The 25201-nt window shown below is 56.3% G+C and carries 23 protein-coding genes; 10 read left to right on the forward strand and 13 right to left on the reverse strand.

What is annotated here, in order from left to right:
• Positions 1-10: 10 nt before the first annotated feature.
• From BJF91_RS10995 to BJF91_RS11010, 4 genes are read right to left on the reverse strand one after another with little or no spacing between them, the layout of a single operon-like run.
• Positions 11-805: a 3-methyl-2-oxobutanoate hydroxymethyltransferase gene (locus BJF91_RS10995; protein ID WP_075614488.1), complete on the reverse strand. Its 795-nt coding sequence runs from the start codon at positions 803-805 to the stop codon at positions 11-13.
• 24 nt (positions 806-829) lie between these two features.
• Positions 830-2035 (reverse strand): NAD(P)/FAD-dependent oxidoreductase, encoded by a 1206-nt coding sequence (locus BJF91_RS11000; protein WP_083943275.1) that lies wholly within the window; start codon positions 2033-2035, stop codon positions 830-832.
• Positions 2036-2051: 16 nt separating this feature from the next.
• Positions 2052-2366 (reverse strand): MocE family 2Fe-2S type ferredoxin, encoded by a 315-nt coding sequence (locus tag BJF91_RS11005; RefSeq protein WP_075614490.1) that lies wholly within the window; start codon positions 2364-2366, stop codon positions 2052-2054.
• Positions 2367-2408: 42 nt separating this feature from the next.
• Entirely contained in the window at positions 2409-3500 is a 1092-nt protein-coding gene (locus tag BJF91_RS11010) for a fatty acid desaturase family protein (protein ID WP_075614491.1), read from the reverse strand.
• 161 nt (positions 3501-3661) lie between these two features.
• Here BJF91_RS11010 and BJF91_RS11015 point away from each other — a divergent pair, with 161 nt between their 5' ends.
• The 8 genes from BJF91_RS11015 (at position 3662) to BJF91_RS11050 (ending at position 12470) form a co-directional block, all read left to right on the forward strand.
• Positions 3662-4693 carry a LacI family DNA-binding transcriptional regulator gene (locus BJF91_RS11015; protein ID WP_075614492.1) on the forward strand — a complete coding sequence of 344 codons (1032 nt, stop codon included), beginning with the start codon at positions 3662-3664 and terminating at the stop codon, positions 4691-4693.
• Positions 4694-4852: 159 nt separating this feature from the next.
• Positions 4853-5665 carry a TIM barrel protein gene (locus BJF91_RS11020; protein ID WP_075614493.1) on the forward strand — a complete coding sequence of 271 codons (813 nt, stop codon included), beginning with the start codon at positions 4853-4855 and terminating at the stop codon, positions 5663-5665.
• A gap of 113 nt (positions 5666-5778) precedes the next feature.
• Complete coding sequence (locus BJF91_RS11025; protein ID WP_075614494.1) at positions 5779-6702, forward strand: substrate-binding domain-containing protein; 924 nt, start codon at positions 5779-5781, stop codon at positions 6700-6702.
• A 68-nt stretch (positions 6703-6770) separates the two neighbouring features.
• Entirely contained in the window at positions 6771-8324 is a 1554-nt protein-coding gene (locus BJF91_RS11030; protein ID WP_075614495.1) for a sugar ABC transporter ATP-binding protein, read from the forward strand.
• A 20-nt stretch (positions 8325-8344) separates the two neighbouring features.
• Entirely contained in the window at positions 8345-9427 is a 1083-nt protein-coding gene (locus BJF91_RS11035; protein ID WP_075614496.1) for an ABC transporter permease, read from the forward strand.
• Between the two features lie 109 nt (positions 9428-9536).
• A complete protein-coding gene (gene purU, locus BJF91_RS11040; RefSeq protein WP_075614497.1) occupies positions 9537-10421 on the forward strand; it encodes a formyltetrahydrofolate deformylase in 885 nt (294 codons plus the stop codon).
• A gap of 3 nt (positions 10422-10424) precedes the next feature.
• Entirely contained in the window at positions 10425-11324 is a 900-nt protein-coding gene (gene folD / locus BJF91_RS11045) for a bifunctional methylenetetrahydrofolate dehydrogenase/methenyltetrahydrofolate cyclohydrolase FolD (protein ID WP_075614498.1), read from the forward strand.
• A 30-nt stretch (positions 11325-11354) separates the two neighbouring features.
• A complete protein-coding gene (locus BJF91_RS11050) occupies positions 11355-12470 on the forward strand; it encodes a Gfo/Idh/MocA family protein (RefSeq protein ID WP_162843855.1) in 1116 nt (371 codons plus the stop codon).
• A gap of 89 nt (positions 12471-12559) precedes the next feature.
• Here the strand turns inward: BJF91_RS11050 and BJF91_RS11055 are convergent, their stop codons facing one another.
• The 6 genes from BJF91_RS11055 to BJF91_RS11080 form a co-directional block, all read right to left on the reverse strand.
• Complete coding sequence (locus BJF91_RS11055) at positions 12560-13366, reverse strand: ABC transporter permease (RefSeq protein WP_075614500.1); 807 nt, start codon at positions 13364-13366, stop codon at positions 12560-12562.
• Between the two features lie 9 nt (positions 13367-13375).
• Positions 13376-14215 (reverse strand): ABC transporter ATP-binding protein, encoded by an 840-nt coding sequence (locus BJF91_RS11060; protein ID WP_075614501.1) that lies wholly within the window; start codon positions 14213-14215, stop codon positions 13376-13378.
• Complete coding sequence (locus BJF91_RS11065) at positions 14212-15213, reverse strand: ABC transporter substrate-binding protein (protein WP_075614502.1); 1002 nt, start codon at positions 15211-15213, stop codon at positions 14212-14214. Before BJF91_RS11065 ends, BJF91_RS11060 begins: the two co-directional genes overlap by 4 nt.
• 86 nt (positions 15214-15299) lie before the next feature.
• Positions 15300-16319 carry a dihydrodipicolinate synthase family protein gene (locus BJF91_RS11070; RefSeq protein ID WP_075614503.1) on the reverse strand — a complete coding sequence of 340 codons (1020 nt, stop codon included), beginning with the start codon at positions 16317-16319 and terminating at the stop codon, positions 15300-15302.
• 12 nt (positions 16320-16331) lie between these two features.
• The gene (locus BJF91_RS11075) at positions 16332-17825 is read right to left on the reverse strand and encodes an NAD-dependent succinate-semialdehyde dehydrogenase (protein ID WP_075614504.1); all 1494 of its coding nucleotides are present in this window, start codon (positions 17823-17825) and stop codon (positions 16332-16334) included.
• Complete coding sequence (locus BJF91_RS11080) at positions 17822-18838, reverse strand: ornithine cyclodeaminase family protein (protein ID WP_075614505.1); 1017 nt, start codon at positions 18836-18838, stop codon at positions 17822-17824. The genes BJF91_RS11075 and BJF91_RS11080 overlap by 4 nt, the downstream gene beginning before the upstream one ends.
• 132 nt (positions 18839-18970) lie before the next feature.
• On the opposite strand from BJF91_RS11080, the gene BJF91_RS11085 reads away from it, so the two are divergent.
• A complete protein-coding gene (locus BJF91_RS11085; protein WP_208610941.1) occupies positions 18971-19630 on the forward strand; it encodes a FadR/GntR family transcriptional regulator in 660 nt (219 codons plus the stop codon).
• A 112-nt stretch (positions 19631-19742) separates the two neighbouring features.
• On the opposite strand, the gene BJF91_RS11090 is transcribed toward BJF91_RS11085, so the two are convergent.
• On the reverse strand, positions 19743-21455 hold the full coding sequence (locus BJF91_RS11090) for a CocE/NonD family hydrolase (RefSeq protein ID WP_162843851.1): 1713 nt from the start codon (positions 21453-21455) through the stop codon (positions 19743-19745).
• Positions 21456-21797: 342 nt separating this feature from the next.
• Between BJF91_RS11090 and BJF91_RS11095 the strand changes: the two genes are divergently transcribed.
• Complete coding sequence (locus tag BJF91_RS11095) at positions 21798-22514, forward strand: TetR/AcrR family transcriptional regulator (protein WP_075614506.1); 717 nt, start codon at positions 21798-21800, stop codon at positions 22512-22514.
• Between the two features lie 213 nt (positions 22515-22727).
• Here the strand turns inward: BJF91_RS11095 and BJF91_RS25305 are convergent, their stop codons facing one another.
• Positions 22728-22841, reverse strand: coding sequence for a Na+/H+ antiporter NhaA (locus BJF91_RS25305; RefSeq protein ID WP_234801595.1), 114 nt, complete (start codon positions 22839-22841; stop codon positions 22728-22730).
• A gap of 142 nt (positions 22842-22983) precedes the next feature.
• A partial coding sequence (locus tag BJF91_RS11100) for a putative Ig domain-containing protein (RefSeq protein WP_162843852.1) occupies positions 22984-25201 on the reverse strand: 2218 nt, incomplete at its 5' end.

Genomic DNA, 25201 nt, shown 5'->3' on the forward strand with positions numbered 1-25201 from the left:
TGTGGCTGGGTCAGCCGTTGATCATGGTGCGGAAGCGGGCAAGCTCGTCGGCGGGCACACCGACATTGTGCCGATCTTCCGGATAGGCACCGCTTCCGACATCCTCGCGGAACTCGCGGAAGGCGGCGATCCGCTCCTCTTGCAGTCGGTCGAACTCGACTGCAAAGTTCCGATATGTTTTGGCATGGCGTGGCACATGCCCGCGGGTCTGGCCGAGAACGTCGTCGGCGAAAAGATATTGGCCGTCACAGCCAGAGCCCGCTCCCATCGAAATCATGAAGAGCGACGTCTTCGCGCTGATGAGGGACGCGATTTCAGCGGGTACGACCTCAATCTCCGCAGCAAAGGCACCCGCCTCTTCCAGAGCCTTTACCGCGTTCCAGATCCCTAGCGCGCTCTCTGCCGTTTTGCCGACCGCCTTGAAACCGCCTGTCCAGGTGGCCTTGGAGGGAATGAGACCGACATGACTGCAGACCGGAATACCTTCATCACGCAGCCTGCGGATAATGCTTAAACTTGCTGCGCAATAGACGGCGTCACCACCCGCCCGCATCGCCTGAAAAGCAGCGCGCAGGTACTCCTCTGCCGAAACGTAATCGCCATATTCAAGCCCCGGGACTGCAAAGACACTCGGAGCCACCTCGCGAAACGCGGGGCCAAGCAGTGCCGGTGGCACCGATACCATCTCTATGCCTGCTTTTTCGGCTGCTTGCGCTTCCTCAAGCGTAACGACACGCAACATGCTGAGTTGCCGTTTACCCTTGAGCGCCAGAATATCGGCGACGGTGGGACGGTTAGATTTCATGGGATATCCTCTGGCGCATTGCGCTTACAAAAGAGACTTCAGCTTGACGGAAGGGTCGGCGAGCATCGCCGGGTCCGGATGCGCACGACGCGCAATCAGCATTTCGGCGAGACGAATGTCACGTGCCACCGCGCCACCTGGCCCAAGGCCGCTCGCCGAAAGCAGCCGCCCGTCCGCATCGAGATGAAACAGAAGCTCTGCTTCATTAGAAAGATGACGCGCTACTGTAGACACGCTGCCATCTGCGAGGCCGGCCACCTGCAGGGTCAAATCATATTGGTCAGACCAGAACCATGGAACGGAGTCGAAGACTTCGACCTTACCGAGCATGTTGGCGGCAGCAACATTCCCCTGCTCCTGGGCATTTCGCCAGGACTCGAGCCTGGCACGGCGACCACCGTAGACCGCAACCGGATAGGAGCAGCAGTCACCCGCCGCAAAAATACCGGGATCGCTCGTGGTCAAATGATCATCCACGACGATGCCATTTTCGATGGCAAGTCCCGCCTCGGCAGCAATTGCCGTATTGGGTTCGGCGCCGATGCCTATGACAAGTGCGTCACCATCGATACGCCGTCCGTCAGCGAGTGTGACTGTCACGGATGTCTGATCTTCGGTGATTGTCGCCACGCCTTGGCCACAGATGATGTTGACACCTTCGGCCTCATGTCGCGCCTGAAGCGCAAGCGCTAACCGTTCAGGAACACCACGCATCAACACACGCGGCTGCATCTCGACCAGAGTCACTGCGGCTCCGAGCCTGCGGCCCATCGCTGCCAGCTCCAGCCCTATGAACCCACCACCGAGAATGATGAGGTGCTGCCCATCTCGCATGACCCGGCGGATGGCCGCGGCTTGCTCGACGGTCCTGAGGGTGTGGATACGTTCACCGTAGCGGAGGCCGAGAATGTGACGAGGCGCTGCGCCAGTTGCCAAAAGCAATCGTTCGTAGCGGAGCACTCCATCGTCTTCTAAAACAATCGAATGCTCTGCCCGATCAATAGCGGCCACTTTGCATCCTCGGCGAAAAACAATTTCCGCCTCGGGAAACCGCGCTTCTGCAACGATTGCCCTGACCGTTTCCGCTTCCTCTCCCGCCTTTGACAATGGCGGCCGCTCATAGGGCAAATGAGGTTCATCCCCTAAGAGAGTGACAGGCCCCTGGTATCCCTGCTCGCGCAGCGCAAACGCGGCGCGCACACCCGCCTCGCCTGCCCCGACGATGACCATGCCGGATGTGACCATCTTACGCGACCTGGATGAAGACGCGTCCGCCCTCGACCTTCACGGGATAGGTCCTGAGGTTCACGCAGACTGGAGCGCCCTTGGCTTCTCCCGTCTTGTAGTTGAAGCGACCGTTGTGCTTTGGACATTCGATAATGTCGTCCATGACAAGACCGTCCGCCAGATGCACGTGCTCGTGGGTGCAATGGCCGTCGGTAGCATGAAAGCTATCCTCCGGGCTGCGATAGATCGCAAAACTCTTGCCGTCATGATCGAAGCGGATAACATCCTCTTCGTCGATTTCTTCCCTGTTGCAGACGTCGATCCAGGTACTCATCGGGCTCTCCTCCCCAATTTAGAATTATGTATGGCTACGGCGCTATTCGGCAGCCGGCGCCATGGCTTCGCTGTGGAAGTCTTCTCGGTAAGGCTTCGCCGTTGGCGGCAGTTGACGCTTGAGGAAGTAATCCTCATTTCGCAGCTGTCGCAGGAAGGCGGGGATCATCTCGCGGTAACCGTTGAGGATCGACGGATTGGGTGCTGGCAGATCGTTCTTGATCATCGCATGCAGCTTCGGCAGCGCGTGATAGGGTACCATCGGGAACATATGGTGCTCGACGTGATAGTTCATGTTCCAGTAGATGAAACGACTAATCGGGTTCATATACACAGTGCGGCTGTTCAGCCGGTGATCGATCACGTTGTCCGCCAGGCCACCGTGTTGCAGCAGGCCGGTCATGACATGATGCCAGGCACCATAAAGGCGCGGCAGGCCGACCAGCATCAGCGGCAGGATGGAGCCGAGATAAACGGCCAGCGCAATCGTTGCGAGATAAATCGCAAACCAGATTCGGGCAGCGCGGATCGCCTTGGGCTGCTCCGTCTCGGGAATAAAGGTTTTCTCTTCCGCGCTGATAATGCCGAAGGCATTGCGTACCATGTCAATCATGGCGTGCCATGCATCAAGCAGGCCGAAGAAGTTCAAGACGAGACGCAGAAGATCCGGCGGGCGCATCACGGCAATTTCCGGATCGCGGCCGACGATTACCGTATCTGTGTGATGGCGTGTATGGCTCCACCGCCAGGTCACCGGATTGCGCATGATCATGAAGCAGGCGATCTGGTAGACGACCGTGTTCATCCACATGGTCTTAAAGGCCGTGCCGTGGCTGCATTCATGCCAACGGCTATCGGAAGCCGATCCATAAAGAACGCCATAGGCGAGAAAGAAGGGAATCGCCCATAGGCTGCCCCAGAAATAGATGCCAAGCCCCCCAAATACGATCATAGCCCCTAGCCAAATTGCCGTATCGCGAATGGCCGGACCATCTTCTCGCTTCATCAGGTCCTTCATCTGCTTTCGGGGAACATCAGTGTGATACCACTGCGCCGCCGACAACCCGCTGGCCACGGCGGCCTGCGCGTCTCGTCCCAACAGACTATAATCTCTCTTGCTCGCTACCCTCGCCACGATACCTCCTGCCTGTCCGGATCAGACCGGACTAATCTTCTTGACGAATACGAGAAGGAATATCGCGGATTTCAATTTGCTCAATAGGGCCTTGATATATTCTATCATTTCACATCATACTGCCGCCGATTTGTGACCGAATGCTATCAGAAGGTAGACTCATGGCCGCGCGCCCCACGATTTCCGACCTTGCTAAGGCCGCCAACGTCAGTGTCGCTACCGTTGACCGTGTCTTGAACGGCCGGCACAAAGTGCGAGAAGACACGGCGAGACGGGTCTATGACGCCGCAAACGAAATCGGCTTCCATGCTGTGGGTCTCCTCAGGCAGAGGGTTTTCGACGGACTGCCGCAGTACAAGCTGGGTTTTGTCCTGCAGAAGCCGGACCATTATTTCTATCAGGCCTTTGCGCGGGAAATCGAAAACGCCGTCCAAAGCCATCCGGGCATCCGAGGCAATGCACAGATAGACTTCTGCACTGCACAGACGCCATCGGCGCTTTCCGAAAAATTACGGGAGATCGGCGGACGAAATCAGGCTGTTGCCATGACAGCACCAGACTACCCAGCTTTGTCTGTCGTTGCGGAGGAACTGAAATGCAAGGGGGTGCCGGTCTTCTCGTTGCTGTCTGATTTTGCTCCCGGTATCCGCGAGGGCTATGTTGGCCTTAATAACCGCAAAGCCGGGCGCACGGCAGCTTGGATGATTGCAAAGACAGCAAAACAACCTGGTAAAATTGCTGTATTCGTAGGAAGCCATCGCTTCCATGGCCATGAACTGCGCGAAATTGGCTTTCGGTCCTATTTTCGAGAACATGCACCCGATTTTGAGGTGCTGGACACGCTCGTCAACCTAGAGACCGTGCAGATCACCCATGAAGCCACGCTCGATCTGCTTTTACGGCACCCCGATCTCGTTGGATTTTACGTGGCCGGCGGCGGCATGGAAGGCGCAATATCGGCTATCCGCGAAGAAAAACTCGGGGGTAAGCATATTATCGTGGTCAATGAACTAACACCCGTCTCGCGATCGGCCTTGGCAGACGAGATCGTGACGTTGGCCATTGCGACACCCCTTGCCAACTTATGCCGGGAATTGGTCCGGCTGATGGTGGAAGCGGTTGACAACGGCCCTGCCACTGCACCAGGTCAGACCTTCCTTCCTTTGGAAATGCACGTACCAGAAAATATCTGAGAAAAGATGGAATTACATCATTACGCGTATAAATTCTATCATGAATGCAATAGAATTCGTGCAATTCAGCTTTGACGAACGTCATGAAACCTGATGACTTTGAGCTCAGCGAGCCGGAGGAGGAAAAGCCGGTCCGCAAGACACATTCGGGAGAACTTCATGACCGCGCCTATTTTTGCGCTCAACCACATGGTTGCGCCACAGTTGCCGCTTGGCGCTTTTTTCAAGCTGGGCAAGACGCTTGGCATCAACCAATTCGAAATTCGTAACGATTTATCCGGAAATGCCATCCTTGATGGTACTAAGCCGGAAACGGTGCGCGACCTGGCAGCCGCCGAGGGCGCCGAGATCATATCGATCAATGCGCTTCAGCGTTTCAACGAATGGACCCCGGAGCGCGAGGAAGAAGCTCGCAGCTTGGCTGGTTACGCTGCCGCCTGCGGCGCGAAGGCTCTCGTACTCGTGCCTGTCAATGACGGTTCCGGCAAACTCGACGGTGAACGTCAGAGCAATCTTCGCACGGCGCTCACAAATCTAAAGCCCATCCTCGACCAAGCCGGAATTATTGGCCTTGTTGAACCACTTGGGTTCCAGATTTGCTCTTTGCGCTCGAAAAAGGAAGCTGTGGAAGCGATCCAGGCCATCAACGGTACAGATCGCTTCAAACTGGTGCATGACACCTTCCACCACGTGCTGGCCGGCGAACCAGACCTCTTTGCCGCTATGACTGGCCTTGTCCACATCTCCGGCGTCGATGATGGCAAGGTCGGCATCGACGACATGCGCGATCCACATCGCGTGATGGTGACGGAGCACGACCGGTTGGACAATGTCGGGCAGATCAAGTCGCTTCTCGCGGCTGGATACACGGGACCGTTCTCGTTCGAGCCTTTTGCGGCATCGGTGCATGCGAGTAGTGACCCGCAAACACTGATCCGTAACAGCATTGAACTAGTACGTGGCAAAATTTGACCTATAGGCCAGTACCGCGGGAGTAACGGGACTGGCTTCGTGATTGCCTTCGGGAGGAGGCGACCGGCTAATTCAGGGTGTTCGCCGGGCACCCTTTTTGGGAGGAGGAAGATATGAAGAAAATCTTGGCGGGCGCCGTGTTCGGTCTTTTGATGGCGTCTAGCGCTTACGCGGGCAACATCGGCGTTTCCATGGCAAACTCCGATACGTTCCTGACCATTCTGCGCAAGGGTATCGAGAAATCTGCCGCCGATGCTAAGCAGCCGGTTCAGATCGAAATTGCTGACGATGATGTTCAGAAGCAGCTTTCTCAGATCCAGAACTTCATAGCTTCGAAGGTCGATGCAATCATCGTCAACGCGGTAGACACCACCGCAACGGCGCCAATGACGAAGCTGGCCAATGATGCGGGCATTCCGATCGTCTATGTGAACCGTATGCCGGCAGACGTCGATAAGCTGGGTTCGAAGGGCGCGTTTGTGGCCTCCGATGAGGTGCAGTCGGGCACTCTGCAGACTAAGGAAGTGTGTCGCATCCTCGGCGGCAAGGGCGACGTTCTTGTCATGGTAGGGGATCTTGCTAACCAGGCTGCCGTTCAACGGACCAAGGACATTCACGACGTCCTCGCGACGCCGGATTGCAAGGGCATAAAGATCCTTGATGAGCAGACAGCCGTATGGGACCCTGTTAAGGCGCAGGATCTGATGACGAACTGGATAGCTGCTGGCCATAAGCCTGCTGCCGTCATTGCCAACAACGACAATATGGCCATCGGCGCCATCAATGCCATGAAGTCCGCCGGCTGGAACATGAAGGACGTCGTGGTAGCCGGTATCGATGCCACGCAAGAGGCACTGGCCTACATGAAGGCAGGCGATCTGGACGTGACAGTCTTCCAGGATGCCTTTGGCCAAGGCTCCGGTGCAGTGGCCGCTGCCGTGAAACTCGCCAAGGGCGAGAAGGTGGACGCCAAGGTCTGGATTCCATTCCAGTTGGTCACGCCGGCTAACATGGATAAGTTTACCGCCAAAAATTAATTGAAACGACAGGCCGGTCCACTGCTCTGAAATCGGGCGGTGGACCACTCCTGGGGAGGAGGAATACCATGTCGGCTGAACGCGTAATCAGTCCAGAAACAATGGAAGCGGTCCGCAAAAGCGGCGCCATGCCAGGTAGCGAATACCTTCTCGAAGTCGAGGATGTGCGCAAGGAATTTCCAGGCGTTGTCGCTTTGGACAATGTGCAGCTGAAACTGAAGCGAGGAACGGTGCACGCCCTGATGGGCGAAAACGGCGCCGGCAAATCGACTTTGATGAAGATTCTGGCCGGGATCTACACGCCTGATAGCGGCGTTTTCAAACTACGTGGCCAGAATATCCGTCTGAAGAACCCGCTCGACGCTCTCCAAAACGGCATTGCTATGATCCATCAGGAGCTGAATCTGATGGCACCTATGACTGTCGCTGAGAATATCTGGATCGGTCGAGAACCTAAAGGCCGTTTTGGCCTGATCGACCATGCCGAGATGAACCGCCGCACAGAAGCACTTTTCACAAAATTGGGTATAGACATTGAGCCGGACATCAAAATCGGTGGCTTGAGCGTAGCCAGCCGGCAGATGGTAGAAATCGCAAAATCCGTCTCTTTCAATTCTGACGTCCTGATCATGGATGAGCCGACATCTGCCTTAACGGAAAAGGAGGTTAGCCACCTCTTCCGCATCATCCGGTCATTGCGGGCCGAAGGAAAAGGCATCATCTACATCACACATAAGATGAATGAACTTTTTGAAATTGCAGATGAATTTTCCGTATTTCGAGATGGAAAATACATTGCGACCTGCGCGTCTTCCGACGTAACACGGGAAGACATTATCCAGATGATGGTCGGCCGTGAAATCACGCAGTTGTTTCCAAAGGAACCGGCGCAGATTGGCGATGTAGTCCTCTCTGTAAAGGGTTTGACCCTGAATGGAGTCTTCCGCGACGTAAGTTTCGAGTTGCGCGCGGGCGAAATCCTCGGCTTCGCGGGATTGGTAGGATCCGGCCGGTCCAACGTCGCTGAAACAATCTTTGGCGTCACGCCTGCCTCATCCGGCACCATCGAACTGTTTGGCAAGGAGGTGGATGTCGCGTCCCCTGCCGTGGCGATGCGGCACGGCATGGCGTTCCTGACCGAAGACCGAAAGGAGACAGGCTGTTTCCTTCTTCTGGACATCCAGGAAAATGCGCAGATGGCTGTGCTGCAGCAGCGATATGTAAAAATGGGCTTCGTGCAACAGGGAGAGTTGCGCAAGGCCGCAAGCGATATGGCTGACCGGCTGCGCGTCCGAACGCCGGATATGCGCGAGCCGATCATCAACCTATCGGGCGGCAATCAGCAGAAGGTTCTGATCTGTCGCTGGCTGATGACGAACCCCAAGATCCTCATCCTTGATGAGCCGACGCGCGGTATCGATGTCGGCGCGAAAGCGGAAATTCATCGCTTGATATCGCAACTGGCGGGCCAGGGTGTGGCGATCATTATGATTTCATCAGAAATGCCGGAGGTGCTGGGCATGAGCGACAGGATCGTGGTTCTGCATGAGGGCAAAGTCACTGGAATTCTCGATCGGGCCGAAGCCGACCAGGTCAAAATCATGGAGCTGGCGTCGCGCTGACGACGAAGGCGGAGGAAGAAATGTCAGAAGCTACAAATGAGTTGGGCAGCACCTCGAAAACGGGCTTGAAGAAGGTCCGCCGATTGCCACCGGAAATTTCGATTCTTGTCGTCTTAATTGGAATTGCGCTTATTTTTGAAATTATTGGTTGGTACGTTGTTGGCGAGAGCTTCCTCGCGAATAGACAGCGTCTGTCGATCATCGTGCTTCAGGTTGCTGTAACGGGTATTATTGCAGTCGGGGTCACCCAGGTGATCATTACGGGAGGCATTGATCTCTCGTCTGGCTCAATGGTTGGTTTTATCGCGATGGTCGTCGCGAGTTTTGCCCAGACCTCTCTCAATGCACGTGCCGTCTTTCTCCAACCCGATTATGCCGCCTTTGGTATGAGCTGGTTTATCGATTCAAGTCCGATATGGCCGATCGTGGCCGGAATTTGGCTTGGCGCCTTACTAGGCTACGTAAATGGATTAATCATTGCAAAGACCGGTATTCCACCATTCATCGCCACCCTCGGCATGATGGTTTCGGCACGTGGTCTGGCTAAGTGGTATACGGAAGGTCAGCCGATAGCACTCCTCAACCCGCAGTTCACTTGGCTTGGTCAAAGCTTTGACCTCTGGGGCTTTCCACTGCCGCGCACGGTGATTGTCTTTTTCATCGTGGCCATCATTTGTCACGTTGCCCTTTCCTACACTCGTTACGGCAAATTTACATATGCTATCGGTGCAAATCCGCAGGCAGCTCGGGTTTCTGGCATCGATATCGGTAAGCATCTCATCAAAGTCTATGCTGTCGCTGGACTGCTGTCAGGGCTTGCCGGTGTAATGTTGGCTGCACGAGCGCAATCGGGCCAGCCCAATATGGGCATTTCCTTTGAACTCGACGCCATTGCCGCAGCGGTTATCGGCGGCACATCCTTGACGGGCGGCATCGGCCGCATCACCGGCACCGTCATCGGTACGATTATTCTTGGCGTCGTTACCTCCGGTTTCACCTTTCTCAAGGTTGGCGCCTACTACCAGGAGATCGTCAAGGGTGCGATCATCGTTACTGCAGTCATAATCGACGTGCATCGTCAGAAGAAGAAATCCCGCGCCTGAACCTCCCAAGCGTGGAGAGGCGATGCCGGCCGGGAACGGTCTGCATCGCCTTCCTCTCTTCATTCCTCTTTTACCTTCCCGCAGAGACAATCTGGAGCATGCAAGACCAATGAAGACCTATGTGCTGACTGTATCGTGCCAATCAACACGCGGCGTTGTGGCCGCAATTTCGGGTTATCTCGCGGAACAGGGTTGCAACATCGTTGACTCCTCGCAGTTCGACGACCTCCAGACCGGCCAGTTCTTCATGCGCGTCTCCTTCATCTCTGAGGAAGGCTCATCGGCAGTCACGCTTGAACAAGGGTTTGTGCAGATCGCTGAGATCTTCGGCATGATCTGGAATTTGCACGACGGCGCCAAGCGCATGAAAGTGTTGCTGATGGTCTCGCGTTTCGGCCACTGCCTGAACGACCTGCTTTATCGCTGGAAAATCGGGGCGCTGCCAATCGACATCGTTGGTGTCGTATCGAACCACTTCGACTACCAGAAAGTCGTCGTGAACCACGATATTCCCTTCCATCACATCAAGGTGACGAAAGAAAACAAGGCGCAGGCCGAAGCCCGCATCATGGATCTGGTTGAGCAGACCGGCACCGAACTCATCGTTCTCGCCCGTTACATGCAGGTTCTGTCAGATGACATGTGCAGCAAGATGTCTGGCAAGATCATCAACATCCATCACTCCTTCCTGCCGTCCTTCAAGGGGGCGAACCCATACCGGCAGGCTTTCGAGCGTGGTGTGAAGCTGATCGGCGCGACCGCCCATTACGTTACCGCGGTCCTCGACGAAGGTCCGATCATTGAGCAGGATGTCGCCCGCATCACTCACGCGCAATCAGCTGAGGATTATGTCTCAATTGGCCGGGACGTGGAGAGCCAGGTTCTCGCACGCGCCATTCATGCTCACATTCACCACCGTACTTTCATCAATGGCAACCGCACGGTCGTGTTCCCGGCAAGCCCTGGATCTTATGCTTCTGAGCGGATGGGGTAAGCGATGACGATCGTGATCGATGGAAAGGCCATAGCCGCTTCAGTTATCGAAGCAGTCACGGTAGCGGCAACTTCGCTCGAAAGCGCAGGCCACCGCAAACCTGGTCTTGCGGTGGTCATTGTTGGTGATGACCCGGCAAGCCATACCTATGTGGGCGCCAAGAGCCGGATGGCCAAGCAGTGTGGCTTTAACTCGATCCAGCACACTCTCTCCGCGGGCGCCTCACAAGACGAGTTGATGGCGCTGGTCGCCTCCCTCAATATCGATCCTGATATCGATGGCATCCTCGTCCAGCTTCCACTTCCGAAGCACCTCGACAGCGAACCCGTCATCCAGTCGATCCTGCCGGAGAAGGATGTCGATGGGCTGCACATTGTGAACGCCGGAAAGCTGGCAACCGGGGATCTGAAAACGGGGCTGATATCCTGCACCCCTGCCGGCGCCATGATTCTCGTGCGGGAGATTTACGGCAGCGACCTCTCGGGCCTGAATGCACTGGTCATCGGCCGATCAAACCTCTTCGGCAAGCCGATGGCGCAGTTGTTGCTTAACGCCAATGCCACCGTCACTATCGGCCATTCCAGGAGTCGGGACCTTCCGGCGCTCGCCCGTCAGGCAGACATTCTCGTCGCCGCGGTCGGTCGGCCGCAGATGGTGAAGTCCGACTGGCTGAAGCCGGGAGCTACTGTCATCGATGTCGGCATCAATCGTGTAGACGCACCGGAAAAGGGCGAGGGCAAATTCAAGCTCGTAGGCGATGTCTCCTTTGACGAATGCGCGTCTGTGGCCAAAGCGATTTCCCCGGTTCCAGGGGGTGTTGGCCCAATGACGATTGCCATGCTGATGGCCAATACCGTGATTGCCGCTCATCGTCGGGCGGGTGTCGCAGCGCCGAGCTTCTGATAGCATTCGCTCAACAACCGCCAGGAGGACATAATGGGACTTGGGGTCGGATTGATTGGTTCAGGCTATATGGGTAAGTGCCATGCTCTTGCGTGGACATCTGTGGCAACTGTGTTCCCGGATGTAGACCGGCCGCGGCTCGTGGCACTTGCCGATGTCACTCCGGAAATGGCACGCCAGCAGGCTCAGGCATTTGGCTTTGAGAAAGGTACGGGAGACTGGCATGATCTCGTGTCAGACCCTGAAATCTCGGTGATCTCAGTCGCAGCGCCAAACAAATTCCACGCCGACATGACCGTCGCGGCTTTGGAAGCCGGCAAGCATGTCTGGTGTGAGAAGCCGATGGCAACCTCGCTTGAAGACGCAACCAGGATGCGCGACGCGGCACGGCAATCGGGACGGACGGCCATCCTCGGTTACAACTACATCCAGAACCCGATGCTTCGGCTGGCACGTAATGTTATCGCCGAAGGACAGATTGGAGCAGTCAACCACATCCGCCTTGAGATGGATGAGGACTTCATGGCCGATCGCGCGCAGCCCTTCTCCTGGAAAAGCGAGAGAGCGTCGGGTTATGGCGCTCTCGATGACTTTGCCGTGCATCCGCTATCCCTGCTGTCGATGCTCCATGGGCGGATCACCTCTCTCGTCGCAGACGTGGCAAAACCCTATGCCAAGCGGCCGACAAAAGAAGGCAACGATCGTCCCGTGGAGACCCACGATATCGCTCAAGCACTCTTCCGAACGGAAGCTGGTGCCTCCGGCGTGCTGATGGTCAATCGGTCCGCCTGGGGCCGAAAAGGCCGGATCGCACTGCAGATCTTCGGGGCGAAAGGATCCCTTTTATTCGACCAGGAGCGGATGAACGAGCTCCACATCTATTCTGCCGAAGATCCGACAGGTCTCCAGGGTTACCGCACGATCCTGGCCGCTCCCGGTCATGCACCTTACCACCATTTCATCCCGGCACCCGGCCATGGCCTGGGGTTCAACGAACTCAAGACTATCGAATGTCACGAATTGCTCAAGGCGATCTCCGGTGACAGCGATGCCTATATCGTGGATTTCGAACGGGGGCTTGAGATCGAGCGGGTCGTGCACGCGATGGCACGGTCGGCGCAGACTAGCACCTGGATTGATGTCTAGCTGGTATGACACCAGCTCAAGTCCAATCTAGCTTTTAACAGAAGCAAGATGAGTTCCTGGCGATGGTGTCGCCCTTACGCCGGCAAGATTTAACGTCGCCGCCGTTGCCAAGGTACGAATAGTTTTTCGAGACCATCCAGAAGATAGGAAAAGGCCAGGCCAAGCAGTGCGATTACCAGAAAGCCGACATACATGGTGTCGACCCAGAATACCGTCCAAGCCCACCAGATCCGGTAGCCGACGCCGGAATCTGCAGTGGAGAACTCTACTGCAACGACCAGAATAAGCGCCGTACCCATGCATATACGCAGACCGGTAAAAATCCCAGGCAGCGCTCCGGGCAGCGCGACCGTCAGATAAGTCGTCAGGCGGGAGGCTTTCAGGTTTTTCGCAACCTCGAAGTAGATTTTCGGAATGCCAACCACACCCGCGTAGGTATTCAGCGTCATCAAAAAGAAGACATTGATGGCGATAACGACGTATTTAGAGGTCTCGCCGATACCAAAGATCAGCAAGAGCAGCGGCAGCAGCGCGATCTTCGGAATAGGGAATACGGCTGCAAAAAGCGGATTCAGCGCCTCATGGACTGGACGAAACAGCCCCATGGCCAAGCCGACCAGAATGCCGGGTATGGCACCCATCACTAGACCAATAGCGATGCGCTCCATGCTGATGGCCAGATCCCCCCAGAACTCCGCCGTCTGCATCTGGGCAGCGGCAGTGGAAAGAATGGTTGTCGGAGCCGGAAAGAAGGCAACATTGATCAGGCCACACCGCGCCGCCACCTCCCACAGGCAGAAGAGAACCACCGGAAAGACGATGCCAAGCGGAAGGGAGCCGATAAGACCTGAACCTTTGCCGGACCGGGTGGGAAGAGTCACTTCTACTGTCGGCATGCTGACCTCCTATTGGCCTTGCCGTTGGATGCGTCTGGCTTCCTGGCGGCGTGCTTCCAGAACTTCCTGTCCAAGGATGTCCCAAAGCTCGCTTGTGTAGCGCGTGAATTCCGGCATGCGCCTGATGTCTGACGAATGACGCGGGCGGGGAAGATCGATTTGCATGCTGTGAATAAGACGGCCGGGCGCAGAACTCATCACGACAACACGGTCGCCAAGCAGAACCGCCTCGTCCAGCCCATGGGTAATGAAGATCACGGTCGACCTAAACTCCTCCCAGAGACTGGCGAGTTCCTGCTGCATCAACAGTTTGTTCTGCTCATCGAGTGCCGCGAATGGCTCATCCATCAGCAGAATTTCAGGATTGGTGGCAAAGGCGCGGGCAATCGACAGCCGCTGTTTCATGCCCCCCGACAATTGATCGGGGCGAAATTTACGAAAAGAATAAAGTCCCGTCTTCTCGAGAAAATAGTCGACGCGCTCCCGGCTTTCCTGCCCCTTCCAGTTTCGCGTCGCTTTCAATCCATAGGCAGCGTTTTCCTCGACAGTCAGCCAAGGGAAAACCGATTCCTGCTGGAAGATCATTGCCGTCATCGGGCGTGTCGTATCGTCATGGCGGATGGCAATGCTGCCGGTCGATGGGCAATCGAGACCGGCAAACATTCGAAGCAGGGTGGACTTGCCACACCCGCTCGGTCCAACGATGCAGAGAAATTCGCCGCTTGCCACAGACAGTTCGACTGGCCCGAGCGCAATGAAGCCTTTGGCGGGATGGCCAAAGACCCGCCTGACATCTTTAACTTCTATCTTGCCGGGGCCATGGTCGGATGCTCCATCTAACGCGCTCATTGCTGCGCCGCCTGCCCGAGGATTTCGGTATTCAAATGGCTTGCAAGCTGTGGATCTCCCTTGATCAACCCTTGCTCGCTAAGCGCATTGAGTTGCCATTTGAGGCCGTATTCGCCATCGACATTGATCTTTGCAGCGGCGGAGGCAGTGCCAAGCGAAATCCGTTCGTAAACTGCTGCACTTTTGGCGGGAACAAAATCCTGAAAGATCTCCGCGATCTTCTTGCGCCCCTCCGGTTTCGGCAGTTCCTGGCGCATCCATTCGTTTGTCTTCAGATAGGCTCGGACGAAGCGCTTCGGGACATCGGACTGCTGCATCATCCTGTCGGATAGAGCGATGAAAGCCTGCGATGCATTCGGCATGATATCTGCCGAACGGGCAATGACGGTCGCCTTTCCGGATTCGGCGAGTGCCGACAGAAAGGGATCGATCACGATCGCCCCATCGATTGCTCCATTGGAGAGGGCGGGAACGATGTCGGGCATCGGCATTCCGACGATCTTCACGTCAGCAGGCTTCAAACCGATCTTATGAAGATAGGTCTTGAGCATGATATCGAGAAACTGACCCGGTGCCGTGGTGGCAATGGTTTTGCCTTTCAGATCCTGCGCGGGCGCAGCAGGATTTTTGATCAGGTCTGAGCGGATTACAATTCCCGTTGGGTCACCTCCCGGCGCGGACGGTTCCAGGGCCAAAGCCTCGGCAACGAGGGTGATCTTCGCACCGCGTGCCATCGCGTTGAAGAGCGCTGCGCCCGACGTCGTGATAGCGGCATCGACCTGACCGGTCGCCAATGCAGGGGCGATTTCCGAGCCGGATTTGTAAAAAACAGGCTCGATTTCGATGCCTTCTTCCTTGAAGAAGCCCATCTTCATTCCCACGAACACCTGCACCGGCACCCGTATGCTGCCAAAGCGAACTTTATCTAGCGCCCATACCGGCTGAGCGGGAATGAACAATAACACCGCCGCAACAATCGCCAAAAACCATTTCGTCATGAGCCCCCTCCCTGGGACGTTTCTCATCAGACGCCGCAGCCCCCTGGACCTCCCGTCCAAGGGGCTGCAACCCGATTTTCCATCCCTTAGATTGGATGGCGGCCGATGAAGAATTCTCGGAACGGCTCCATAGATGGGTTGAGGCCTGCATCGACCAGCCCCTTGCGCAGCGCCAGCATCTGCGGATCATGGATGCGTTGGGTTGGCATGCGCAGCGGACCGCCGTTATAGCCCTGAAGCCAGCCTTGAAATTTCCAGACATAGCGATTGATGAAATGGCCGCCGTGCATCTGCTGGGCTACCAAGCCCTTCGCCTTGCGGGCGGGGTGCATGCGCCAGTAAATTTCACTCGCTTTGTCGAACTCTCCATTGCGCAACAGGTTAAAGACCTGCGGTATCAGCGGACCCCAATATTCATGGTCGCTGGTTGCCGAAAGCTGGATTGGCATGATCTGGGAGAGCGGGATCAACTCGCCTTCGATCGGCATGGAAATAACCACTTCCTTGCCGAACAGCCGGTTGCATTCGATCACACTCTGGATCGAGGGGAAGCCCCCTTCTGCCTTGATAGCTGCAATGTTCGGGCAATCATCGAGCAGGCGGCGAATGAGCGAGACCGGGATGTCGGAGGGATGAATGCGCGGCGAGAAGCCCCACAAAAACATGGGAAACAGCATGACTGCCAGGTTCGTGGAGTCACACAGGGCCTTGGTATAGCGATAGATGTCGTCCTCGCTTTCCGGGTAGAAACCGGGGGGATAGGACAAAAGCACAAATTCGGCTCCAGCGGCTTCAGCGCGCTGCACGGCTTCGATATTCTGCTCGAGCGTGTTCCAGCTGGCATGATGTGTGATGACCAGCCGGTCGCCCGCCTCGTCCTTTATCATCGTCAAGAAGTCGATATACTCATCGAGCGTGACCGCAACTTCCGAAATGCCGAGCGTGCCGATGAAGCCATGTTCGATAGCCAGACGCGTATCATGGCGGATGGCCTTCTCGTTCAAGCGTGTCAAATCGCTCGAAAAGGAAGGAAGGGTGCAGTTGATAACACCAACCAGCTTTTCGCGTGCCCATTCGCGGGCCTCATTTTTCTTATAGGATGCCATTGCTTTTTCCTTTTACAGCGTTTCGCCCGCGCCTTGCCAGGCGAGATATTTCATTTCCAGGAACTCCTCGATGCCGTAGACCGAGCCTTCCCGACCGATGCCAGATTGCTTGACGCCACCGAATGGCGCGATCTCGTTGGAGATGAGTCCCGTATTGATGCCGATCATGCCGGCTTCGATTGAAGCTGCGACCCGCCAGATCCGGGCAGCATCCTTAGAGAAAAGGTAGGCGGCCAGACCGAACTCCGTATCGTTGGCCATGGCAATTGCCTCTGCCTCGGTTTCGAAACGAACCACTGGCGCGACCGGGCCGAATGTCTCTTCGCGCGTTACACGCATATCGGATGTCACCCCGGCGAGAACCGTGGGTTCAAAAAACAAGCCACCACGGGCATGGCGCTTTCCGCCACTGATGACTTTAGCGCCCTTGGAGACCGCGTCAGCAATGTGCTCCTCAACCTTTTCGAGCGCGGCAGCATCGATCAGTGGCCCCTGCTGGACGCCTGCGTCGAACCCATCTCCCACCTTCAGCACTGCCACACGTTCCGCCAGTTGCTTGACGAAGCGATCGTAGATTCCAGCCTGGACGTAGGCGCGATTGGCACTGATGCACGCCTGGCCGGTATTCCGATATTTGGTGGCAATCATTCCTTCGACGGCTTCATCGAGATCTGCGTCATCGAAGACGATCAGCGGCGCATTGCCGCCCAGTTCCATCGAAGCCTTTTTAATTGTGGCGGATGCCTGCTCCAGCAGAAGACGGCCGACCTCGGTCGAACCAGTAAAGGTAATCTTACGCACCAGCACGTTTCCGGTCAGTTCCGGCCCGATCTCACGCGCCTTGCCCATGACGACGTTGAAAACGCCCTTGGGAATGCCCGCGCGTTCAGCCAGCTCCGCCAAAGCCAGGGCGGTCAAGGGTGTATGCTCAGCAGGCTTGACCACCATGGTGCATCCAGCAGCGAGGGCCGGAGCCGCCTTTCGAGTGATCATGGCTGCCGGAAAATTCCAGGGCGTAATCGCCGCGCAAACACCGACCGGTTCTTTCAAGACGACAATCCGGCGGCCTTTCTCCGGTGCCGCCATGATATCGCCGCGCACGCGCTTGGCCTCTTCCGAAAACCATTCGACGAAAGAGGCTGCGTAGGCCACCTCCCCCTTCGCTTCCGCAAATGGCTTGCCCTCCTCAAGGACGATCAACCGGGCAAGGTCGTCAGAATTGGCCGTGATCAGGTCGAACCAACGGCGCAACAGGATGGAGCGGCTCTTGGCCGGTATCTGCCGCCAAGAAAGGTAAGCTTCATGCGCGTCATCAATCGCACGTGCCACCTGCCCCCGGCTCAGCTTCGGTAATTCCGTCAGCCTTGCGCCAGTGGAGGGATTGAACAATTCGTAAGACCCGCTTTCGCCCTGACTAACCCACCCACCATTGACGTAGGCGCTGGACTTAAAAAGTGTCGGGTCCGAAAGAATAGCGGCAGGATCGGGATTAAGAGCGAGCGTCATTTTAGCACCGGATGAATTGTTTGAGGAAGGGGTGTGCCAAGGCCGAGTTCACGGGCCCGGCCGAAACACATAGCCGCAACAGCGAGATCCTGAAGCGCCGACCCGACGGACTTGAACAGTACGATGTCTTCCGGAGACGTGCGTCCGGGATGCCGACCGGCAATCAGGTCAGCAAGAGGAATCAGCTTCTTCTCGAAGGAAATGCCAGCCTGCGATGCCGCTTTCATGTCACCGGTATCGTGAGCCACCTCTTCAGCCATATCAGCGACGATGAGATTGGCTCGCGCGATGGTGTCAGGATCGACTTCACGCTGCTCCGGAAGCGTCGAACCGATGGATGCAACCGTCATCCCCGGCGAAAGCCATGCTCCTTCGAAAAGCGGCTGCTCATCTCGCGAACGGGCCGCGCAAATCAGAATGTCCGGCGCTGATTGAACGACATCCCGAGCGGTCGCGTCTCCGGTGATCTCAAGCGCGAGGGGCGCCATCTCAGTCTTGAATTTGGCGCGGCTATCCGGGTTCGGGCTAAACACCCGCACTGACGAGATGTTGCGTACTGCGGCCAATGCCTTCAGGTGATTGCGGGCCTCGAAGCCTGTGCCGAGAATGCCGACGGAAACAGGACCGGCCGGAGCAAGGGCATCAAGCGCCAGAGCAGTGGTTGCCGCTGTTCGATAGCCGGTGATCGAATTACCATCGATCAAAGACAGCAATTCCACGCTTTCCTGATCGAAGAGCGGGATGAGATAGCTGGCCCGCTTGTTGCGGGTATTGGCAGCGATCATTTTAGCACCCATGACACCGCCCGTCGGGGTGATGCCCGTGAGAGTGCGGAGCCAGAATCCATTCCCGCGGGCCATCGAGCGCGGCGGGAACATCACTTCCGTGCAGTCGGCAGCATAGGCGCTCTTCAGCGCCTCAATGGCTTTGTCCCAAGAAAAGACCTGCGCCAGATCGTCCGTTCCTAAAAAAAGGGTCGAGTGGTGGCTTGCAGAAGCCAAAGCATCGCTCATTTTCGCTCCAGTTCATCAATTCAACTGAATTTCAGCCTAATTGCCTGCATTGATGCGTGTCAATAACAAAATTGATTGATATTGATTTGATGTGCCGATGCGGTTAGGAGTGGGAAAACAAGGGAGACAGCCGTGACATCAGAGAGCGATGATTTGCGTTTACGCGCCTTCATCGAAACGACCTTGCAGCAAGGCGAGCCGCAACTTCCGCCGGAACCCCGGCTTGCCGAACTCATCAATGTTTCTCGCGGTCGCTTGCGGACACTTCTCAAGCGGCTTGAAGAAGAAGGCGTGATATGGCGTCATGTGGGAAAAGGCACGTTTGTCGGCCCAAGACACATCGATCCCAGCTCTCCCGAATGGTTCGAGGGGATCAGCCTCGGCGACATGATGGATGCAAGACGACTGCTCGAGCCTCAACTGGCCGCAACTGCCGCCATTTCCGCCCGCCCAGGTGACCTCGTCGCGTTAGAACGCTGCATTGCGGAAATGTCAGGGACCCCTTCCTATCTTCAATGGAAGCGACTTGACGAACGGCTTCATCGATTGATCGCCGAAGCTACGCATAACAGCTTGTTACTGTTACTATACGATACCCTGCGCAATCAGGGTCGGGCCGGCCTGGATCAACGATTGAATGCCGTATTCGGCAATGATACCGCCCCGCTGGAAACGAACAGGCAGCATGCAGCGATTGTTTCGGCCATCAAGGCTGGAGATCCAAGCGCCGCAGAACAGGAGATGCGCCGGCACCTGGATCAGGTGCGTGCGCAATTGTTTGGGCTTCGTTAAATCCTGGACATCCGGCAACCGTAGCGAAAAGGATCGCGGCCTGCCAGCTTGATGCCAACAGGCCGCAATGGCGCTGATCCGCACCGTTTAAAACGGGCGGACCGGCAGTGACTCACGCGCCAGGAATAAAGGGTACCAGCAACCTGGAGTCATATTCACCGCCGAAATGGATGACGTGACGGCCTTTATTGATGGTCGGAATCGGAGGAATCTGCGGGAACTCGGGCCGCACCAGGAGATCGATTCCGGTAAGAACGAGTTCCAGCGTCTCTCCCTCCTGCCAGCGAATGCCGTAAGGCCAGAAACCGATCTCCACCGGTACTATTTCGCCGGGCTGCAACTTCAACGACTGATCAAATTGCATATGAGGTTTCAATTCCGTGGAGCGTTCCGGGTCCGTGGTACGCAGGGAAACTCTCAGTCGCCCATTCGGGCCGACATGAGTGCGTTCCGTCACAACGGGGCATTCCTGGATCTTTCCATTTCGATCCCGCTTGCGGACGAACGCGAACAAATCCATATCGTCGTTGCCCTCAGCCTCAACCCAAAGCTTCAGATTGAAATAGCCGGTCAGTTCCGTCAGCGCGTCGAACGTGATCGAGAAGATAGCCCCTTCCTTCGCGGTGACATCGTAAGCAACCTTGGCTTTCTCAGACTGGGGCTGCGTGCGGAGGATTCCTTTTCCCTCCTCCAGTCCCAGATGGAACGACTTGACGACCTGCCTCTTCAACGGGAATTCGGCTTCGCTTCTATGGACCACATCGCGGTTACCCGGATCGAACACCGAGAGCCGAACACGCGGCGTTGCCTCCCAGCCGTTATCGATATTTTTCAGGTAGCGATCGAAGAACCTGCGCAGATCTTCGACATGAGCGGGATTGAAGTAATCCGTCCACTCATGAGAGTTGTGGACGCGCAGCCACTTTTCGCTGGAAGCCATGGAAGACCATCCACGGAAGCTCCCTTCAGTGTGGAGAAGGTTCGTCCAAGCCGCCACCACGTAGGCTGGAACCTCGATCTTTTCGAGAGGTGCGATCTTGGTTTTCCAATAGTCATCCAGCAGAGGATGGGCCTCTGTCATGGCTGGAATATCTTCTAGCAGTCCGTTGCCACAAAGACGGCTGAAGATGCCGTTCGAGAAGAGGACTTCAGGAATACCGCCGCGATAGCTCGTATCGCGGTAAATGTCGGATGCTCCCTCCCATGGCGCAATCGCTGCAAGGTGAGATGGACGCATTGCAGCTACGAACCATTGCGACATGGCCAACATCGAGTTGCCTGTCAGGCCGATTTTGCCATTGGACCAAGTCTGCTTGCCGGCCCATTCAATCAGATCATATTCATCTTCCGGTTCCTGCCGGCCCCAGGCATGGATATCGCCTTCCGAGTTGTAGATGCCCCGGCTATCGGGAGCGATAATGACGTAACCATGTGCCACCCAATAAGCAGGGTTCGGGCCTTCGAATTTGTTCAGTCCGTCTTCCCAAGCAGGAGGTACATCCATGCGCGTGGGATGGACGAAGGCGCCGTTGTGTATCACGCTGCCGCGTTTTCCATAAGGGCTCCAGCCCATGATGGACGGATACTGCCCTTCCTCAACCGGTCTATAGATGTCGACGCGTATCGTGACGCCGTCACGCATCTTCACAGGCACATCCTGATCCACCCAGACATCCGACTGGAGCGGCATTCCGCCTTCCAAGTGGACGCTGCCATTTTTCAAAACATAACTGCGCTCGTTGAAGCCAGGATAACTAGACTTTTCGATGGGGGCCGCCTTCCTGAAGATGACATCCATCCCATCCAATTTCTTTATAATATTCATAACTTCCTCCTCCATTCATCGTCACGTTAGCTGCACACGCCGACACTGCTTCTGGGGCATCACCCGGAGGGCATTTGCGGCTGTACTCTGCAATTCCCCGCTTCTCCACCATGCATACGGGGACGCCACACGGTACGCCGAAAACAAATAAATGCAACAGTCGTTTAATTAATGAGGCACAGGGAAAATCACTCGTGAAGAAACAAGCCTCGACATCCAAAGGGCCTCCAAAAGGAGGCTTGGACACCGCCTTCTCTTTGGCGATGGAGAACTAAGCCGAATTAGCTGCTTGTTTTCGTTTGAAATTTTCCTCACATTCCGTAGATCAATGCGGGATTGAGAATGAGTGAAGCGCAATCGGACAAAAAGATCGGACAAAAAGCGCGGGGAGCACGAGCCGGCAGACCGCGGCTGGGTAAGGAATCCGGCCGTGAAGCAATCCTCACGACCGCGCAGCAGTGTTTTGCCAAACGTGGCTACGATGGTGTCAACATTCGCGATCTGGCGCAGCGTGCAGGGGTTAATATTGCTCTTGCGAATTATCATTTCGGTTCGAAGGCTGCGCTCTGGCAGGCTTGCCTTCACCAGTTGCAATCCAAGGCCGACGAACCTGTTGCCGAGATCAAATCCTTGGCAGATGCCGCAGCGCCTTATCCTCAAAGGCTTGTCAGCGCTTATGCTACCTTCATCTGCTTCAACGCCGAGTTGCCTGATTATGGGCTGTTCATTCTGCAGGAAATGCTTCAATCCGGCGAACGGCAGGAACTGGTAAAGACCGCTCTCATCGACCCCTTCGGCGAAGCACTGATACCGCTACTGGCGGAAGGAGTCGAACGAGGTCTGGTTCAAACCGAAGACGTATCACTGATGTTTTTCACGCATTCCATTGCCATTTCCCATGTTGTCGCCGCACAAGGATTAGTTGCATCATTTTTTACCGAGGATCATCGTCGGACGGCAAGTTTACGGGAGCTTCTGAACATGATGATTCGTTCGGCAACAGGCATACCTCCGAAGGAAGTAGAGAGGGCTGTCGCGTCCACACGCCTGCATCGGTAACAGCCGGTCGCCAGATTCTCGACCAGAAACTATTTAGGCCATGGCGTTAAAGCACATGCGAAAATTCCACGTGTCTGCAGTGGATGCCTGGCACGACGCGCAATGCCTCCTCGGGCACTGTAAACTTATCGGCCTAGGGTCAAAGGATGGCAGGGAGGAACGGCATCAGAGCGCCGATCTTCACGTGACCCTGCATCGCAGGATCATTGAAAGTCAGAAGACCGATGAGCCGATCTTCGCGTGACCCTGCATCGCAGGATCATCGAAAGTCAGAAGACCGATGAACAGAGACATCGTGAATTTTCCGCGCTTCATTTGGCTGATCATGGACGCGTCCATGCCAGTATTTAGACTGCTGCATAATTCCTTAAATGGAAATCGGATTTAAAGAATTATGCAGCAAAATTAAAGTGTTACAGCGTCCTTAGTGGGTTTTATAATACGTGCGGTGCCGTTGCGGGAGCTTCCGTCAGAATTTACGGAAGACTCCCACCTTTGCGCCGACCGATTTGTCACCATCGCCTTCGATATTGAAGAGAATGCTGCTATCAATCGCCCAATCTTCAGCCGTTTGCATCGAAATGCTTGCAGACAGCTGGCCGAAGGCACCCGCTCCATCGAGCCCGGCAAAACCCGTGCTAAAACCAAGTTTTGGCGTCAGGTTTACCCCGTTTGCCAGAGTGTATGATCGCGCGATTTCGGCGCCAAGGCTCACTCTCAACTGTTCGGTAGTGAAACCATCCAGATCGATGATGTCACCCGTGCTGTTTTTCACCGTATAGTCCTCGACGGCTTCTGAAAGATAGACTGCCCGGAGCTTCGGAGTCAGCATCGTCCTGTCATCCAGGGACCACCGACCTTTGACGGAGCTATCGAACATCCAGCGACGGGTGTCGAAATTGCCGTCCCAGAATTGGGTATCGATCGTATTGGAAGATCCGCCGTAGAGAAGGCTTGCGTCCCAAAACAGGCCTTTGCTGATTTCGAACGATGTATAGGGGCCGGCGAGCCAGCCGTTGCCGGTGAGCGTGGCATCCTCATCCGTCGGATCTCTCATCCGGTCATAGTGGAAGGACAAGCCAACCAGTGCCCTCTCATTGAGCAGGTAGTCAGCGCCAAAGTTGATCATGGCGAAGCTGCCCCACTTGTTCCCATTGATCTTCTCATCGTTATGGGCCAGCAGGACGCCGTCGATCCAGATGTTGAAAGGCGAGGAGTAGCCGCCGCCGACCCCATCTGCAGCATCGCGGGCCGATTCCATCTGGGCGAGGCTGGTGGAAAAGCCGAAGGTCATCCCCTGTGTCGAGGGCGACATACGCGTCGTGAGAGGTGTGGTTGCCCTGGCCATTCGTCCGCGTTCCAACAAACCCGGCACCTTGATGGACGATGCAATCAGGTTTTGACGGGTGCGCACGAAACTGTGCACGAGACTGTCGATATCCGAGGCAACTTCTTGCGCGTTAAAGTTGATGTTGTAGGTGACGGTGCCGGCATTCGATGTTCCGAGCGTACTGGAAAGCCTGTAGCTGATGAAGGCTTGGCCCGAATAGGCAGGATTGGGTGTGAACTTCAAATACCAGCCGATCGGCGCGGCCGATGCCGAGACCGCTGCCACTTCGCCCTGAATGAGCGTCGCGGTACCAGCCTCAGGCGGTTGAACGGAGACAATATCGGCCCCGTTGAACGGGCCACCGGTGGCATTCTTGTTGAGGTAAACGTTGCTGGGGGTGGAGCCCGCCGGAACCTGGACCACATAATCTGGAGCAGTCACCGCACGTGCTGCGACCTTTACCGTATAGTTTGCCGCCGCAGTAGCGCTGCTGCCATCGCGTACTTGAATAGAGAAGGCGTAATCTCCTTCCGCCGTGGCATCTAGCGGACCATTCAGGGCGCCGGTCGAGATATTGAGAACCATGCCCTTGGGCAGGCTTCCCGATGCCACACTGTAAACAAGCGACCCCGTTCCGCCCGTTGCCGTGATCTGCTGGCTGTAAGCCTCTCCGGCCATCGCCTCCTTCAAGGCGCCGCCGGACGGCGAAAAGGCAAAGGAGGCGGCTGCGTTGACCGCAATCGTGTAGCTGCCGGAACCGCTATTTGCCGGTGAAGCGCTATCCGTAACGGTGACAGTGATGGCGTAGCTTCCCGCCGTTGTCGGCGTTCCGGTAACCGCACCGGTGCTTGCATCGAGGGAAAGTCCATCCGGCAACCCACTCGCCGAATAGGTATAAGGTGCCGTGCCGCTCGAGGCCGAAATTGACTGGCTGTAGGTGGTGCCTACCGCTCCCGCAGCCAAGGCACCTGAGGATGGAGAAAGCGTAAGCGTCACAGATGGTTCTGCCACGGCGAGTGAGTAGCTTGCGGCGCCGTTGACGCTGTTTGCATCGGTCGCGGTGATGGTGAAGCTGAAGCTTCCCGCCGTTGTGGGCGTGCCGGTTATGGCGCCGGTGGTCGTATCGAGGGAGAGACCAGCAGGCAATGTGCCTAACGTGACCGCATAGCTGTAAGGCGCGGTGCCACCGGATGCCGTGATCGCCTGGCTGTAGGCCGTGCCAACCGTTGCCGCCGTCAGGGTGCCGGCGCTAGGGCTGAAGGAGAAGCTCGGCGCGGTCACGGTGATCGTCACGGTGGCCGGAGAGGATGGGCCCGTGGCGTTGGTGGCGGTATAGGTGAAGCTGTCAGACCCGGAA

Source organism: Gillisella taibaishanensis, from assembly GCF_001938985.1.
GTDB classification, from domain to species: domain Bacteria; phylum Pseudomonadota; class Alphaproteobacteria; order Rhizobiales; family Rhizobiaceae; genus Allorhizobium; species Allorhizobium taibaishanense.